This is a genomic window from Opacimonas viscosa (genome assembly GCF_024199005.1).
Lineage (GTDB): Bacteria > Pseudomonadota > Gammaproteobacteria > Enterobacterales > Alteromonadaceae > Opacimonas > Opacimonas viscosa.
In genome coordinates this window covers 26,366-43,421 of sequence record NZ_JANATA010000013.1, presented here as the reverse complement: position 1 = coordinate 43,421, position 17,056 = coordinate 26,366, and the positions used below count along the sequence as shown (strand labels likewise).

The following is a 17,056-nucleotide window of genomic DNA, read 5'->3' as shown; positions in this document are numbered from 1 at the left end:
ACACTTTTTAGACTTAAGGAGCCTTTTCGGTGCTTTCGCCTAACTATTCAACAAAGGGCGAATAGCATTATCCACTGCTTCTCGTGCTCTAAATATTCTAGATCGAACGGTACCCACCGGACATTCCATTACCGTTGCGATATCTTCATAACTCATGCCTTCCATTTCACGCAAGGTAATTGCCATCCGTAAGTCTTCGGGAAGTTTTGCTACTGCACCTAGTAATACCGTCTCAATCTCTTTCGTTAATAGTTTTTTCTCTGGAGACGCCATTTCATGTAAGACTTCTCCACCTTCATAAAACTCTGCTTCATCTGCGTCAACATCATTTGCTGGCGGCTTACGTGATTGGGATACTAAATAGTTTTTCGCACTATTTACCGCAATGCGATATAACCACGTATAAAAAGCACTTTCTCCACGAAAATTCGGAAGTGCGCGGTAGGCCTTGATAAATGCCTCTTGGGTAACATCCGCAACATCACCTGAGTTTTTTACATACCGAGCGACTAAATTTGTCACGCGGTTTTGATATTTTAACACCAGTAAATTGTAGGCTTGTTTATCACCATTTTGGACTTTTTCCACCAACTGCTGGTCCGTTATTTGCTCGCTCATTCGAGCCTGCACTCCCATAGTATTTAGTCTTTGTTGTTCTTTCTAGGCTACTGCGAGCACTATTATTGACTGCATGTTTATAATTTAGTTCGATATTATTTGTTTTTTTTTGTGTAAAGTGAATAGAAACTTGAGTTTTATTGGGTTTTCATTAATATTGCGAGCCTTGCTAGCCCTATAAATGCAGCGCAAATAACCCGTTGAGGAATCGATTGTGAGTGTGCAACATAATTGTGATGTTTTGATAATTGGTAGCGGTGCAGCAGGCCTAAGCTTAGCATTGAGTATTGCTGACCATTGCCAAGTGATTGTCCTGAGCAAATCTGATATGCGTGAAGGCTCAACCCGCTATGCCCAAGGTGGGATTGCCGCTGTTTTTGATGAAAAAGATACCGTTGATTCGCATGTCCAAGACACCCTCATTGCAGGTGCTGGACTCTGTGAAGAAGCTGCGGTGCGCTTTACCGCTGAAAATGCCAAAGACGCGATGGAATGGCTGATCCAGTTAGGGATGCCCTTTGATCGCCGTGATGAGCATGGCAAAGATGCTGAATATCACCTCACCCAAGAAGGGGGACATAGCCACCGACGCATCCTGCATTCTGCTGATGCTACCGGTGAAGCAGTTCAAGTTACCCTCGTTGACGCGGTACTCCAACACCCCAACATCCATGTTTTTGAAAAATATAATGCGATTGACCTGATCCGTTCTAATAACGATGAAAAAGCCGTATTAGGTGCGTATATTTTAAATCGTAAAAACAACGCCGTAGATGCGATAAAAAGTAAGATTGTGGTATTAGCCACAGGCGGTGCGAGTAAAGTTTATCAATATACCTCAAATCCTGATGTTGCTTCAGGTGATGGAATTGCTATGGCATGGCGTGCTGGTTGCTCGGTTGCTAACATGGAGTTCAACCAATTTCACCCAACTTGCCTCTACCACCCAGATGCTGGCAACTTTTTAATCACCGAAGCGTTGCGTGGCGAAGGTGCCAAGCTCATCCATCCGGATGGTACGCCCTTTATGCATAAATTTGATGAGCGCGGTGATTTAGCACCCAGAGATATCGTGGCCAGAGCGATTGATTATGAAATGAAACGTCTGGGTGCTGATTGTATGTTTTTGGACATTTCCCATAAACCTGCTGATTTTATTGTCAAACACTTCCCCAATATTTATCGCAAATGTCGCTCATTAGGAATCGATATCACGCAACAACCAATTCCTATAGTTCCAGCAGCGCATTATAGTTGTGGTGGTGTCGTCACTGACCAATTTGCCCGCACGGATCTACATAACGTATATGCGATTGGTGAGGTTGCTTATACCGGTCTGCATGGCGCCAATCGCATGGCCAGTAACTCTTTATTAGAATGTGTCGTATATGCACGTTCGGCGGCGATTGATATTATTGGTCGCTTAGATTCCCCTGTGCCTGATGAAGTGATTTACCCTTGGGATGAGAGTCAAGTCATCGACTCAGATGAAGAAGTCATTATCCAACACAATTGGCATGAGTTGCGTTTGTGTATGTGGGATTATGTAGGTATCGTGCGGACAGATAAACGTTTGGAACGAGCTTTGCGCAGAATCGAGTTGTTGCAATTAGAGATCCACGATTACTACGCCAACTTTAGAGTCAGTAACAACCTTTTAGAGTTGCGTAATTTGGTCACCGTGGCGCGCTTGATCGTACTGTGTGCGATGCAGCGAAAAGAGTCCCGAGGTTTGCACTACAACCTGGATTACCCAGACATGTTGCCTGAATCAGGACCCACGATATTATCCAAAGAACTGGGCTGGGTTGAATAGACACCACTTCTTTAAGGTTGTTGTTTTGTTTTGCATCATTTTTTTTAGGCACTGCATTATATGTTCGAACTGCTCTTTTTGTTTCTCGCAGGACTCCTTTCAGGTGGCGTCAATGCCATTGCGGGTGGCGGGAGCTTTATATCATTTCCTGCGCTCTTGTTCGCTGGCTTACCGCCAGTTATAGCCAACGCAACGAATACGTTTTCAGCTTGCGGTGGTTATCTCAGTGGGAGTTTTGCTTTTCGCAAAGAACTGTTGGCCGAGAAGGCGATCGTCATTGGTTTTTCTATCGTCGGATTGTTAGGTGGTTTAGCTGGTGGCTATTTATTATTGAGTACCGATGCAACAATCTTTGCCAATCTGATCCCTTGGCTTATGCTCATTGCTACTGTGTTATTTTTTCTAGGCCCTAGACTTAACGCATTTCTAGCTCAGCACTTTGCTCAATCCACCCGCGCAAATGGTCGTCTGAAAACTTGGGGCGTATGGGGCGCCACCTATTTACTTATGTTCGGTGTCTCTGTCTATGGTGGCTATTTTAATGCTGGACTTGGTATTGTGATACTCAGTTGTATGAGCCTCTTGGGTTATACCCACATCCACTTTATGAATGGGATAAAACTGTGGTTGAGCAGTGTCATTTCAATCTTCTCCATCATTGTCTTTATTGCCAATGATGCCATTGCTTGGTACGCCGGAGGCATTGTATTGGTCGGTTCGGTCATCGGCACCTACTTTGCTTCTTTGTATTCAAAGCGTGTAAACCCACAACTCATCAAACATATCATAGGTATTGTCAGCGTATGTCTAACTGCCTATTTTTTCTATGATGTATATGCTTGAGTCCCAAGATTTCACCATCGGTAGCGCGAACCTCCAGCAAAAGTAACGTTATCAACGAATACTCACCTGGATAAAAGGTTTGTGCGGTTCTATTTCTGTACCTGCTGTGTCTTGTGTGACTTGTGCTGGGCTCAGATCTTTTGACCAAGCTACAGGCATCCCAGCAAGATACGTTGTTGGTGGCCCCTGTTCGCCCTGAGATATCGCTTCATCCGATGTGGATTTGACCACCTGAACCGCATGGACGGTAAACGCATTGGGTAGGCTAATAAAACGCATGAACTGGACATCAATTGTACAAGGCTGATTCACAGCAAACGTTTTTTGGTGACTAAACCATGTACTAAGTACTCGAGCCTTGGTCCACATTCCATGAATAATCGGTTGTTTAAAGCCAAACAAACGCGCCGTCCAAGTAAACAAATGGATGGGATTATAATCGCCTGACAAATGTGCATAGCTTCTAGCCATACGGTTATCTATGGTAATTTTCTCGCTTGTTTGCTGACTTGTAGTCCCCGTCGCTGCAATCTTCAGTGGCAGGCTCTGAGAGGCAAACTGCATAAAGGGGATCTTATTAGGGCAATACTGCGGCAGATGACATTGTTCCGGTTTGCGTTTTTGCCGATATAGATAGTGGCTTTCTAGCTCCAGCAGTGAGGTATCCGGATCAGCCACTGCATATGCACGACTATTAACAGAAAACACCCAGCCTAATTTATGGTCCCAAAGCTGTCCAAAAGCACAAGATAACGTGATTTTTTCAGACCTTTTTAACATGCGGGTATAGTGCATTTTATTGCCCATATGGACCAAACCTAGACCAGCAAAAGGCTGCTTTGGATCACTAATTAAGGGGGCTTGCAAGGTCAAAGCTCGCATGGCTAAATATGCTGGATGCACAATATCTGAAAACAGCTGTGGCCATTGGGTCATCGCATGGTAACGATCAAGCTGTGCTGCTTGAGCGGTGAAATCAATCTCTGTATGCACAGCGATATCAGGTAAAACAGGCTCTACTCGTCCTTTACTGACGTCTGGGTGTGTTTTTTTAAATAAGAGTTTAAACATCGGTTGTACTTTTTGTTGTTATTATCCACAAACCATAGCATGCCGGATAAAATACGCCAAACGACGTTGCTGATTGTGCTTAAATTGCCAACACCAAATAGTGAAGAATTGTGGCTTAGGTCTCGACCATCTTGCAAGCACCCAGGTCAATAACGTGGTTGGTTTCGCCAGCGATTGCGGCTGTTTTATTTTGGTTTTATTAGGGTTTGGGCTAAAAGGTACCAATTTTAGATAGGTAAACAACCTAGCGCACCTCGAACTTGGAGCGATGTAAAAGTATTCCCCGGCTAAATCAACCAACACGACTTGGCTATACCCGCAACGATATACTCGTATAGTTTGCCGAGCGTTTCGCTCAACAAAAGGGAATGTATGTTTCTGCCAAGCTAGGACATAGATAGTAAAAGGGGTTTTCTGCGCAAGTGCTCTGGGTTGGTCTTCTGACAATAGCACCATTTGTAACAAACGTTGGCGTCTTTTGAGTAACAACAATTGGGACGATGAGGCACCAAAGGCTGACAGAAAGGATTGTAGTAAAGGAAGTAAGAAAGAGTAAAAAAAAGCAGTGCTCGATTTGAGGACTGCCCGTATCATTTATACTTTAACTCGGTGTAATACGTTATCCACCATTTCAGCCAAAGCAGGGTCGTCGCATTTTTGATGTCCCATAAACCAAGCGAATAAATCAGGGTCGTCACAGGTCAATAAACGCTCAAAGGTCTCTTGTTGAGCATAACTTAAATCATCAAACGCTTCTAACACGAAGGGCAAAAACAATACGTCTAACTCCAACATGCCTCTGCGGCAGGCCCATTTAAGACGATTTAAGCGTTTTTCTGTAAACATGTTTGCTTCTCTTGAGTCGATAACGTAATTTAAAGATATTATAATCAAATCCATCAAAAAATCAGCTGTTCTTTATAATTGAATAGTCTTAAGACATGTAACGATGTAAGGAAAAAATATGACGGTTGCAACCATTCCCCCTTTATTGTCAGAGCTCAGTCCGACTTGGGACGCTGAACTGACACATTTATCAGTCATCTCTGTCACCGGTGACGATGCGATTAGCTATATCCAGGGACAAGTCACCTGTAATGTTGAAACCTTAGCCATAGGTGAACACACGTTTGGGGCGCATTGTGATTTTAAAGGCAAAATGTGGAGTATGTTCTTGGCATTTCGCGCTCATGACGGTCTGTTTTTATTTATGCATCAATCAGCGACCGAAAAATCATTGGCTGAATTAAAAAAATATGGCGTTTTTTCAAAAGTTACCATCACCGATGTATCCGATGAATATGCGGTTGTCGGGGCATTACCCGAATCGAACATATTTTCGACATTAAATGTTGATAAAGATCCAGCCAAAAATGAAGATACTATTGTAATCGGTTTTGCTGGCACACATTCACGTTATTTGATTGCTTATAAATCAGTCGATCACGAATTAAGCTCAGGTAGTCATGTTTGGGAAGCCTTAAATATCTGCGACGGGATTGGCAGCATCCAAGCGGTAACCAGTGGTGAATTTGTGCCACAGATGTTGAACCTCCAAGCTTTACCCGGTGCGATCGACTTTACCAAAGGCTGTTATATGGGCCAAGAAGTGGTCGCTAGAACCAAGTATTTAGGTAAAAATAAACGTGCCGGCTATATTTTACATAGCTCAGAGGTGACAAATATTCCAGTTGGTGCCATTATAGAGCAACAGTTAGGTGAAAATTGGCGTCGCGCTGGACAAGTTTTAACTTCCGCAGGGCTAGCTGAAGAAAATTGGGTATTCGCCGTTTTACCCAACGATATCGAAACTGCTACACCGCTTAGGTTAAAAGAACAACCAGAGGTTATTTTTAAGATTAAACCTCTACCTTACACTTTAGAAGATTAGACAGGAACGCGCGCACCATGAACATTGCTCAAAATACAGTTGTCACCATGCATTACACAGTATCGACTACCGACGGTACAGAAATCGATTCTTCTCGCTCGGGCGAGCCCATGATGCATCTTCAGGGAAGCCAATACCTAATCAAAGGTTTAGAAGATTCATTACTGGGTAAAACGGTTGGTGATAAGTATGAAATTGAAGTGTCACCGGAAAATGCTTATGGCGAGCGTCATGAACAGTTAGTGCAAACCGTACCAAAAACGTTATTCGGTGATAACGAAGTCAACGTTGGGATGACATTTCGTGCCCAAACCGACGACGGTGAACAAACCGTAATGGTCATTGATGCTACAGAAGAAGAAGTGGTGGTAGATGGTAATCATCCATTGGCAGGTGTTGAATTAAAATTCGATGTTGAAATTTTAGATGTACGCGCAGCGACTGATGAAGAAATCGCTCACGGACATGCCCATGCACCGGGCGGTTGTGGACACGATCACTAAAAGGTTTGTGTGGTCTAGAAAATAGACCATACTAGCCTAAAACACGGTTTATACTCACAAAAAAAGCCCATTGTTAATGTCCCTATCTATGTAAAACATGCTTTGTCATGCATAGTGTAGCGATTTAACAATGGGCTTTTTGTATAGGCCTTGCTTTACAAGGCTAGTTATATAGCCTCGTCGCCACTCTCACCCGTACGAATACGCAATGCTTGTTCAACGTTATAAACAAAGATTTTACCGTCACCGATTTTACCAGTTTGAGCTGTACTCATAATAGCTTCAATAGCACGGTCAACCTGTTCATCAGCCAAAATCATTTCTAGCTTCATCTTCGGTAAGAAATCTACTTGATATTCTGCACCACGATATAATTCAGTATGACCTTTTTGACGACCAAAGCCTTTTACTTCGGTTACAGTCATACCATTAACACCCACTTCGGCTAGTGCTTCACGCACATCATCCATCTTAAAAGGTTTAATAATTGCTTCAATTTTTTTCATTTATACCATCTCATTATCGTAAATTGTTGGGATTGGCACTCGTTTGTGCTGTGTTTTGTAATAAATACTCACCAGTTTATCGGTGACATGGGCAGCTACTTGACGACCTTCTAAAAAGTCATCTATCTCATCGTATGTTAACCCTAATGCTTGTTCGTCTGCTAACTGCGGATTCAGTGATTCCAGATCAGCAGTCGGCGCTTTGTTGACCACAAATTCAGGCGCTCCCATTGCATTCGCTAGGGCCCTTACTTGACGTTTATTTAAACCAAATAAAGGTGCAAGATCACATGCTCCATCGCCATATTTCGTATAAAAACCCGTAATATTTTCTGCACTATGATCCGTCCCTAGAACCAAACCGCCAAGTAAACCGGCTATTTCGTATTGGGCAACCATCCGTGTGCGGGCTTTGACATTACCTTTAACAAAATCAATATGAGACTCTGCACTAGGCATTAAACCTTGTTCGTTTAACCCTTGGGTAACAGATGCATGGATTGCGTCGGCTCCAGGCGCCACATTCACCGTAACACTTTGTGAAGGCTGAATAAAATCAATCGACGCTTGAGCGTCTGCTTCATCCACTTGGGTGTTGTAAGGAAGGCGCACTGCAACAAACTGGTATTTATCGGTTTGTTCTGTTGCATTGAGTTTATCAACTGCTAATTGAGCCAAACGCCCTAAAGTGCACGAATCAATCCCCCCACTAATACCCAGTACCAATGTCGAGCAACCTGAAGACTTGAGCTGCTGTTGGATAAACGCAGTACGACGAGCAATTTCTTGTGCTACATCAATCTCAGGTAAGACTCTCATCTCTTGTAAAATATCATTCACTGACATTTTGAAATCCTTAATTTTGCGAAAACACACCATTGAGACAGTCGTTTTACAACTGAAGTTTTGTCATTATCCAATACCGGCAAACGATACAACGTTGGTACTTTGTAAGGTTGCAAAGTAAGGTTGCAAACCCACGTATGACAGACAATGCCTTGTATACATAAGAATACCTAAAAACAGATGAATTTGCATTAGGATTATAGCACTGAAAATGCTTTATTAAAGAGGGGCATATGAAACAGCAATATGGATTAACGCTATTAGAAATGATGATTGCTTTGAGTATCTTAGCGATCACATTTACTTTTGTTGGGCCCAGTGCGAATCAGCTTTACCAAAAGAACCTGATTATTGGCGAATTAAACCACACCAGTAGCGTCATACAATTTGCTAGGCACCATGCCATTAACACAAAAAATACAACAATCATCTGTCCCACCTCGGATTTTGTGTCTTGTGGGACAGACTGGAATAGTCACAAAATGGTATTTGTTGACGACAATGCCAATAATATTCTAGACGGGGATGAGATCATTTTAACAACACTGACACAAACGACGGATGTGCTAATCAGTGGCCCATCTTCACCGGTACAATTTAATTTTAATGGTGCTAGTGCATCTCCAGCAACGATAAAAATCTGTGCCCAAGACGCTAATGACACATCAGCTCGAGGGCTGTTTATTTCACTCCAAGGTAGAGCGACCGTCAGCAAAGACTCCGATAATGATGGGATCCACGAAACGAATAGCGGTACAGCGTTAAGTTGTTCTTGAGTTACACTAACAGCGCCAGCAATACTCGCTCGCTTCCAAACTGCCATTATTATTTTTATCCCATCCTTTACGACCATCCGAAAAAACATATAACGCTCCATCACTAGCCAAGGGGCTGCCCGTAACTGGCGTCGCTTTTAACACGTAAGTCAGACCATTGCCATTGATGGCACTCACTGTTAAATCATAATCTTTAGCACTGTTCGTTCCCGTTGCAGGGGAAAACGTTTGAAATACAGTTGGTGCACCAGTATCGGCGCCACTAGCCGCTGCACCAGCGTAACTAAAATGAGCCGCTTTATGGCGCTCCATTGCTGCAGCAAACGCCATCAAATCGGCTTGGGCAGTTGCTCTTGCCGATTGGTTTGTGATGCCTTGATAACTAGGAAAAGCGACCGTTACAATAATCCCAATGATAGCCACCGTGATCATTAATTCGAGTAATGTAAAACCTGATTGTCGTTGCATAAAGAATCCACCCTTAGTTTTTCTCTATTTCGGTCGTCCATGACTGTTGTTGAACGCGCTCGAAGCGTCCATAAATGTTGCGAGCAAGGCATGCAAAGTCGCCTGTGCACGTAATTTCATTACCATCATTGTCATACTCGATTACCGCTGAAACACATTCAGCGCCCAGACATACCACCGGCTTCACAATATTCTCAATCAAAATTTTAGTGTCAGGCGCAATCCCGGTTTGACTGAGTTGAGCGTAGCGGTCAACACTTTCTGTAATCGTATTTTCATTGAGGTCAGTGACCGCATTACCATTAAATAAATTCACCAAATACGCTCTGGAATTACCTGAAGGAGGAGCACATAAACTATTACTCAATGAGGCTGGCACGTAAGTAGTAAAAAACACCTGATAATCCAGAATCAAAGGTGAAGCTAACACTTTCTCACCACCTGCTTGAAGATCAATACGCCAACCTTGTTTGCCTTGAAAGGCCGTCAACGCTGCGGCTTTTTCTAATTCATTCCCGGTGGTCAACAAGTGTGCACTCGCATCATACAAACTCGCAGGGGTTATCGTACTGGATGGAAAGGTAAATGCTCCATTTTCATCTCGCTTAAACACGCCTTCATCACGGTACATATAAAAACCATCCTGAATCGTGGTATTCAGTGGGTGTGCTCGATGCCCAGAACCCATAGCAATCGCGTAAAAAGGCTGTGTATCTTGACTGATTGCAGAAATGTCGGGGCCGTAATAGAAACGTCTATTTGTGGCCTCTGTGTCTCCACCAAAATCAGCGATTCGTTGTCCTTTGACGAGGTTGGCACCGGTCTGGCCGTTATAAATATCAAAACGAAATAATTGACCGCCGGTATCTGCCGCATATAGATGATCCACGTAACCGTCATTATCACGGTCAATACTAGAAATCCGTCCAGGAATAGCATAATCCATATCACTCACGATTAAATCTGCTGATGATGCGCTTATTTCAAATAATTTCGCACCAGTATCAGCATCAATAATAAAAATGGCGTTACCGACTGAATCTGGGCTGCGAACTGTTTTGGTGTCTTGACTGTCGTCATAGCCCCCACCAATGATCATCACATTCTTTGACTCAGTGCCAATTTGCATTTTAGTTATTGTTGGACGTGACCACGTTTGCCCAAGCTTACTAAAAGCACCTTGACCGCCGTCTATGGTAAAGACCAGTTTAGGATCTAATTTACTACTTATATCAAAGACATAATAATTGTCACCACCTCGACGCATCCCTACGTATAGGTATGTTTTGTCACCGACTCGACGTAACACCAAATCGCCATCTAAACCATAAATATGATTATAAGAGGACCCATCTTGGTAAAACTCATAGAGATTCGACATGAGTTCTTGCGGCATAATTGCAAAGTTTTCAACTCCGGTTTCCGCATCAAACGAGTGCAGCATCCCGTGATTCGTCGCGACCAAAATAGCACTGTCTGTTGCACTATAATTCATGATCACAGGTTGGGAATGTATAGGGTCCCCCATTTGTTGACGAATATCCGTATTATCACCATCGCCATCATCATCACGTACGTCAACACCGCGAGCCCACTGCAAAACAAGATTTCTTAATCCAGTAGGATCCGGCAATGTATCTAATGCCAAGTCACTCGTCTTGATCCCCAGATTACTCTCACTCAAGCGATTAGAGGTTTTAAATATACTGCCAGGCGTGTTCGAGAAATAATATACATTGCGAGCCAAACTGAGTTTACTCGCAGCTCCACCCTGTCGAACATCATTGCCATCTGCTAGCGTAGACCAATAAGAATGTGCAAATTCTGAAAAAAAGCCGGTAGTGGTATCTACGGCATTTGCACCATTTTTATCTAATATCGTATCGCCAGTGATTTTATATTTTTTTAAATTACCAGGCCACACGGCACCTTCTGAAGGCTTGAATAAGGCAAAATACAATTCATCTTTATGCGTGAGACGGTTGAGTTGGTTCACCGCTACCCCAGGAGAAACAAATGTCGCGTTGACGTCTTTTACCGAGCGTAAGATTTGTTGAAAGGCATCGACTAGTTCAGTTGAATTGTCTGCTTGGTAAAATCCACCACCGCCGCGCAAGGCGAGTTGGTTCAAAAAGTTATTCGCAGTGGCGTTTGCAGCAAAACCAATCGTATGTGTGATCACTCTAGCACCTATGGCTGAACTGTTTGATTGCGATACATTGTCAACCAAATCTAAACCACATTTTTCTCCCCCGCTTCCGGAACATGTTTTACCAAGCAAAGTTTGAATTTTACTCACACTGTGATTATTGTTAGCGGCCCCATCCGATAACAATACAATATGGTTATTGGTTTGGCACTGCAAATCGGTCACTGGGGAGATATATGTCGCTGGAGTAGGTATGTACTCCCCGACGCATGCACTGGCATCTAAATTATCTTCGGTACATCCAGATGGACGAACGGCGTCACTCCCCGTATAGGATAAGCGATGACTCACTCGCGTGTTGCGACGTACCGTGGAACTGATCCCATTGGGTCCTCTTTGCAAGCCATACTCCACATTTCGCCCGCCATAATAAGAAACGGCTTCATATAATGTATCAACGATCGGCGTTAAACCACTATGTGTCAGGCTATCCACTTTACTTTGCAGTAATTCTCGCACGGTGGAAGAACTACCTGGGATTGCGTTTGCCTGATATTCAATGATTAATTTTGCGGCACCAGACGGCTTTCCGTTATACGTGTAACCTCCACGTTTAGCGCTACTGAAATTAGAAAATATAAACATCATTGCATTATTCGGTTGCCAGCCTGAACGGTTCAGTATTTGTTGGACGATCCCAGTTAACGCAGGAGTTTGATAAGTATTATTACGATTCCATGCACCAATATTCTCCCATTGCACTGCTACGGTTTTGGGCTTATCTCTGAGCATATATCGAATATAAGGGCTAAAATCATCAGGGTCATCTTGGTTTACCCCCTGGATAGTCATACGCGCATTACTGCCTGAGTTAGTCTGGTAAGCTGTAAACTCAATGTAAGCATTTATTACAGTTGCCCCTTGTGGCAGATTTATGTTTTGAAAACGCACTCCGATGTAATCGTTAGATTGACTGCGGAACGTCAGCTCACTCCCGGTAGATTCTCGACCATTACTGCGCTCTTCAGCATTCTCAGATTGGTCAGTCACTTGGTAGGTGAAGGTTCCAGCAGTACAACCTGTTGCGGTTGAGTCATCATACTCAATGACGAGTTGTGGCGCAGCACCAGTGCCTTGTTCAAACCCATACGTTTGTCTTTGCGCACTGGCAGTACTCCCCGTCCCAAGCAAAATTAACGCAAGATCATTACCACCACACCAAGTGTTTTGATTCACCACTTCTTGGACCAAAGCACTTAGGTCTGGTGAATTAATGACACTGCCGGTATTAGCAAAGATATTATCTGAATCCCAGATGACAGGCTGGGTGTTCAAATTTCGGGTGGAGATTGCGCTAGTAGAAAAATCGGCTGCAGAACCGGATAGTTCAGCATGTATCTGAATTACCGCATTTTCGGTATTCGCCACTCGCGCTGTAAACCGCAAATAAGCCTTGGTAATAATGGCATTGCGAGGAATATTCAGTTTTTGGTAGCGTAATCCTGTATATCGAGTGTCGGTTCCATCAACTAGGATTAAGTTAGTCGAGCTAGTATTGACTGTGTTATTGACTTCAACCGCATCATCCAATCCTTGTGCAATTGGTGCAATAATCTCAGGAGCCACCACGCTATCAATATCTCTTACCGGATATAATATTGGACCACCATAATCGGAAAACCGCATGAGTCCCGCGTTGATATTTGTGGCACTTGAGAGCGCTGCATTCAACGCATTTTGTACCCGTAATAAACGGGTTTGCGAGGTACCATCTTTGCCACTCATACTGCCAGATGTATCCATGATAAAAAGTACATTAGGATTGTAGGTAACGGCTTGATTACCCGTACCAAGATAAATTTCTAAATCATCCGCCCAACTGGCCAAACTCACTAGACAGGTCAATATAAAAGCAAGGCAAAATACCGGTACACGATGGATCTTAGTAGCTGATAATACATGCATAAAAATGACCTCGTTATTGAGAAGCAGGCGCAAACACCGATGCGGTCAATGAGTTTGCTACCGCAAATGGACTATTATCTAATTGCCCACAGCCACGCACGACAAACATATGGCAACTGATATTACTGCCGCCAATAACGTTGGAGGAACCTCGACATGCTTGTTCTTTGACAAAAGCCGTCCGCGACCAACTCGTGAGACGGGACTGAGAGTCAGATTTGGCTACAGTGATATGACGCTCCCCAAAGTTTAGTCCATTACTGGTGACATTGCGTTGGATAAACCCTTGATTAGCAAAGCAGCTCAGTTCTGTTACGGCTGGGTCTAACACGGCCGCTTGACGAGCTTCTGACAAAGGATCAAGTAAACTCGCATCGCTTAATACTGATTCATCCTCTGCTTCAAATACCGCTCCGGCTAAGGCTGCTTCTGCAGCGTTAAACGCTAACGACTGTTGTTCTTGCGAGCTGGCCATTTTAGTCTGGAGCAAACCAGATGACACTGAGGCAACGCCTAACATAGTCAAGGAAAGTAACACTAGCAGCGCAAAAATCATTACAACGCCATGTTGGTGTCGCATACTATTCATAGGAGGCCCCCTTCTACATAGTATTTCATATTCCGCAACAGTATGGTGTTTTCAAACTGACGATACACATGACTACTCTCTGGCAAAATAGGGGCTTCATTGAGAACGGCAAAGCTTTGTGTGTTATTCACATTTATCGCGTCAGTACTTTTCAATAACATACCGATACGAATAGCAATAACTTGCTCACTGACCAAAACATTATCTGCTGTGACGTATTGACTGACACGTCCGTTATTTAAGGCATCTATGCCGTACAAAATTTGGAAACTTTCGACGCCATCTAGCAAGCTATAAGCGGCGTGATTATTGTGTCCCACAGCGGTGCGCAAACCACGTAAAACACGCAGATCAAAACCGCGACATTTTAAAGTGCCTTCTGCAACAAAGTATTCGTTAACCACCGGAAACTCTTCTCCTGTAGCATAGCCCAAGTGATAACCCCGGCAATCCACATTATGCTGTCCGACAACGACTAAGCGATCGTTACTACCATCAGCCCCATTCGTGATCCCCAAAGCTGCACGAGAGCTAAATTCATTGACTAACACAACCGGATGCTGACGCACAAAAAAATCCTCTTCGGCAATATCCACAGAGCGATTTAAATCAGCTGATAGCGGGTCATAGCGACCGGATAACAAAACATCTTGTTGCAGACGCAACATGCCAAACCGCCCATTTTCTTGCACCGAAGTTAATGCTCGATTTAATCTCTCGGTGACGGAATTACTGATCATGACTTGGATAACCGCTAGAGATATAACAGCACCTAAGGCTAACGCAATCATGACTTCGACCAACGTAAAACCTTGTGAACGTTGCGCACTGATTAGACGTGTAGCGTGCAGACCTTTCATAAAAACAACTCCACACTGACACAAGCAAATAACTCAGTAGTCGAAGAGTTACAAACACTGTTCACCGCTAAGTTTTTATTTTGCCAAGGTGCCACCGGCCAACGCACTAAAATACTGTGACGAGAACCCGCACTACAGCTATCTGTGTCTGAGGTATCATTATCATTGCACCCCAAAGACACTTCCATCAAAGGATTCGTCTGCACCGCCGCACAACTCAACTGATGAGCATCATATTGTGCAGTCTGAGCAGGCGTACATGTCCCGGTTTCACAATTAGGAATATCAGCTGGTATAGCCAAGCAAAAACAATTGTAATAACTTTTACTGGTATCAGAACAACTCAACCCCGCAAAGTTAAAGTTGTTAGCCACAAAATAAGCATTATCAACCACTAGCCCATCACTATTGTCGGAAAGCCGAGACGCTGTTCTTAAACGATCACTGAGTTGTTCTGCTACTAAAACGGCTTGCGAGCGCGCCATAGCATCAGAATTACTCAAAGCAGAAATAAATTGTAAACTCGCAACCCCCATCAGCCCAATCGCCAAAATCACTAACGTCACCAGTATTTCAATCATACCGATGCCTTTAATGTCTTTTCGAAATACACCTACATTAGGTTGGGTGAACATCCACTCGCCTCTATTTGCTTCTTTATACAAATAGAAGAATAGCCCTAGAAAAGAAAGGATAGAGTATTGAGAACAAAACTTAGGTATGTAAAAACTAGACTAAACAGGTTTGTTTATATTGTTGAACTGATTGTATCACTACATTTTTCTCTCATTTAGCATCCTTCGGATGCAAATCATTCAAGAAAAACATAGCTATCCAACACTCATCAACCTAGACAGGTAACCCTAAGCTAATGGGTTTGTCGTTCGCTGTGAACGATTTAGGCGCAAGCCGACAAGTGAGCAGAGAATGATAAAACCATCTCAGTGGAATTTTGCATGTTTTATGTAGGTTTACATGAATACTTAAGATACTTTTAGGATAAAAGAGTGATTTTATATGATTTTGTATCACTACATTTTTCTTTCATTTAGCATCCTTCGGATGCAAATCATTCAAGAAAAACATAGCTATCCAATACTCATCAACCTAGACAGGTAACTCTAAGCTAATGGGTTTGTCGTTCGCTGTGAACGATTTAGGCGCAAGCCGACAAGTGAGCAGAGAATGATAAAACCATCTCAGTAGGTTTTTATAATACCTGTTTGATTTGTAACTCTTTAGGTACGGCAAACTCAATATTTTCTTCACGACCAGTAATTTCGGTGACATCACCAGCACCGTGGGCTTTTAAGGTATCAATCACGCCTTGGACCAATACTTCAGGTGCAGAAGCTCCAGCAGTTACCCCAATGGCTTTTTTACCGACTAACCAGGCAGGTTGAATGGCATCCGCATCATCAATCAAATAGGCTTGGGTACCTAGTTTTTCAGATAATTCACGTAAACGGTTTGAGTTTGAGCTATTGGTTGCCCCAACGACTAAAACCAAATCACAAGATCCAGCCATATCACGCACAGCATCTTGTCGATTTTGAGTCGCATAACAAATATCATCTTTGCGTGGACCATCAATCTTTGGAAAAGTGGCTCGTAAAGCATCGATCACATCTGCGGTATCATCAACAGATAATGTGGTTTGTGAACAGTAATATAAGGCTTCTGGATTTTTTACTTGTAGTTGACGTGCATCATCTGCAGTTTCTACCAAGTAAATACCTCCTTCAGGATTATCATACTGCCCCATGGTCCCTTCGACTTCGGGGTGGCCTTTATGTCCGATGAGGATACACTCGATACCTTTTTTGCTGGCGCGCATCACTTCCATATGCACTTTAGTGACCAAGGGACAGGTTGCATCAAATACTTTTAAACCACGACGATCGGCTTCAGTACGAACCGCTTGAGAAACACCATGAGCAGAAAAGATAACGATACTGTCATCTGGTACTTGGTCAAGTTCAGCAACAAATACAGCGCCTTTGCTTTTTAGACCATCGACCACAAATTTATTATGTACAACTTCGTGACGCACGTAGATAGGATGTTCAAACATCTCTAACGCACGTTCCACAATCGTAATCGCTCTGTCTACACCAGCACAGAAGCCACGAGGATTAGCGAGTTGTATTTCCAT

General features: G+C 43.3%; 16 protein-coding genes. 5 read left to right on the top strand and 11 right to left on the bottom strand.

The window, feature by feature from the left end; all coding sequences use genetic code 11:
• Nucleotides 1-39 precede the first annotated feature (39 nt).
• Nucleotides 40-618, bottom strand: coding sequence for an RNA polymerase sigma factor RpoE (gene rpoE, locus NLF92_RS08315; protein ID WP_254100750.1), 579 nt, complete (start codon nt 616-618; stop codon nt 40-42).
• 214 nt (nt 619-832) lie between these two features.
• Here rpoE and nadB point away from each other — a divergent pair, with 214 nt between their 5' ends.
• Both nadB and NLF92_RS08305 read left to right on the top strand, forming a co-directional pair.
• Nucleotides 833-2,434, top strand: coding sequence for an L-aspartate oxidase (gene nadB / locus NLF92_RS08310; protein ID WP_254100748.1), 1,602 nt, complete (start codon nt 833-835; stop codon nt 2,432-2,434).
• A 60-nt stretch (nt 2,435-2,494) separates the two neighbouring features.
• Nucleotides 2,495-3,277 (top strand): sulfite exporter TauE/SafE family protein, encoded by a 783-nt coding sequence (locus tag NLF92_RS08305; RefSeq protein ID WP_254100746.1) that lies wholly within the window; start codon nt 2,495-2,497, stop codon nt 3,275-3,277.
• A 51-nt stretch (nt 3,278-3,328) separates the two neighbouring features.
• On the opposite strand, the gene NLF92_RS08300 is transcribed toward NLF92_RS08305, so the two are convergent.
• On the bottom strand, nt 3,329-4,348 hold the full coding sequence (locus tag NLF92_RS08300; protein WP_254100745.1) for a MaoC/PaaZ C-terminal domain-containing protein: 1,020 nt from the start codon (nt 4,346-4,348) through the stop codon (nt 3,329-3,331).
• Nucleotides 4,349-4,942: 594 nt separating this feature from the next.
• Entirely contained in the window at nt 4,943-5,194 is a 252-nt protein-coding gene (locus NLF92_RS08295) for an FAD assembly factor SdhE (protein ID WP_254100743.1), read from the bottom strand.
• 118 nt (nt 5,195-5,312) lie between these two features.
• Between NLF92_RS08295 and ygfZ the strand changes: the two genes are divergently transcribed.
• Nucleotides 5,313-6,239, top strand: coding sequence for a tRNA-modifying protein YgfZ (gene ygfZ / locus NLF92_RS08290; RefSeq protein ID WP_254100741.1), 927 nt, complete (start codon nt 5,313-5,315; stop codon nt 6,237-6,239).
• 17 nt (nt 6,240-6,256) lie between these two features.
• A complete protein-coding gene (locus NLF92_RS08285; RefSeq protein ID WP_254100739.1) occupies nt 6,257-6,742 on the top strand; it encodes an FKBP-type peptidyl-prolyl cis-trans isomerase in 486 nt (161 codons plus the stop codon).
• A gap of 167 nt (nt 6,743-6,909) precedes the next feature.
• On the opposite strand, the gene NLF92_RS08280 is transcribed toward NLF92_RS08285, so the two are convergent.
• Both NLF92_RS08280 and nadE read right to left on the bottom strand, forming a co-directional pair.
• Nucleotides 6,910-7,248, bottom strand: coding sequence for a P-II family nitrogen regulator (locus NLF92_RS08280; protein WP_254100737.1), 339 nt, complete (start codon nt 7,246-7,248; stop codon nt 6,910-6,912).
• A complete protein-coding gene (nadE, locus tag NLF92_RS08275; protein ID WP_254100735.1) occupies nt 7,249-8,094 on the bottom strand; it encodes an NAD(+) synthase in 846 nt (281 codons plus the stop codon).
• Nucleotides 8,095-8,327: 233 nt separating this feature from the next.
• Between nadE and NLF92_RS08270 the strand changes: the two genes are divergently transcribed.
• On the top strand, nt 8,328-8,870 hold the full coding sequence (locus NLF92_RS08270) for a GspH/FimT family pseudopilin (protein WP_254100733.1): 543 nt from the start codon (nt 8,328-8,330) through the stop codon (nt 8,868-8,870).
• Between the two features lie 6 nt (nt 8,871-8,876).
• On the opposite strand, the gene NLF92_RS08265 is transcribed toward NLF92_RS08270, so the two are convergent.
• From NLF92_RS08265 to ispH, 6 genes are all read right to left on the bottom strand, one after another.
• Nucleotides 8,877-9,338 carry a type IV pilin protein gene (locus NLF92_RS08265; RefSeq protein WP_254100731.1) on the bottom strand — a complete coding sequence of 154 codons (462 nt, stop codon included), beginning with the start codon at nt 9,336-9,338 and terminating at the stop codon, nt 8,877-8,879.
• A gap of 13 nt (nt 9,339-9,351) precedes the next feature.
• Nucleotides 9,352-13,452 (bottom strand): PilC/PilY family type IV pilus protein, encoded by a 4,101-nt coding sequence (locus tag NLF92_RS08260; RefSeq protein WP_254100729.1) that lies wholly within the window; start codon nt 13,450-13,452, stop codon nt 9,352-9,354.
• A gap of 13 nt (nt 13,453-13,465) precedes the next feature.
• Entirely contained in the window at nt 13,466-14,032 is a 567-nt protein-coding gene (locus NLF92_RS08255; protein WP_254100836.1) for a PilX N-terminal domain-containing pilus assembly protein, read from the bottom strand.
• A 5-nt stretch (nt 14,033-14,037) separates the two neighbouring features.
• Nucleotides 14,038-14,901, bottom strand: coding sequence for a PilW family protein (locus NLF92_RS08250; RefSeq protein ID WP_254100727.1), 864 nt, complete (start codon nt 14,899-14,901; stop codon nt 14,038-14,040).
• A complete protein-coding gene (locus NLF92_RS08245; protein ID WP_254100725.1) occupies nt 14,898-15,536 on the bottom strand; it encodes a PilV family protein in 639 nt (212 codons plus the stop codon). The genes NLF92_RS08250 and NLF92_RS08245 overlap by 4 nt, the downstream gene beginning before the upstream one ends.
• A gap of 575 nt (nt 15,537-16,111) precedes the next feature.
• Nucleotides 16,112-17,056 carry a 4-hydroxy-3-methylbut-2-enyl diphosphate reductase gene (gene ispH / locus NLF92_RS08240; protein ID WP_254100723.1) on the bottom strand — a complete coding sequence of 315 codons (945 nt, stop codon included), beginning with the start codon at nt 17,054-17,056 and terminating at the stop codon, nt 16,112-16,114.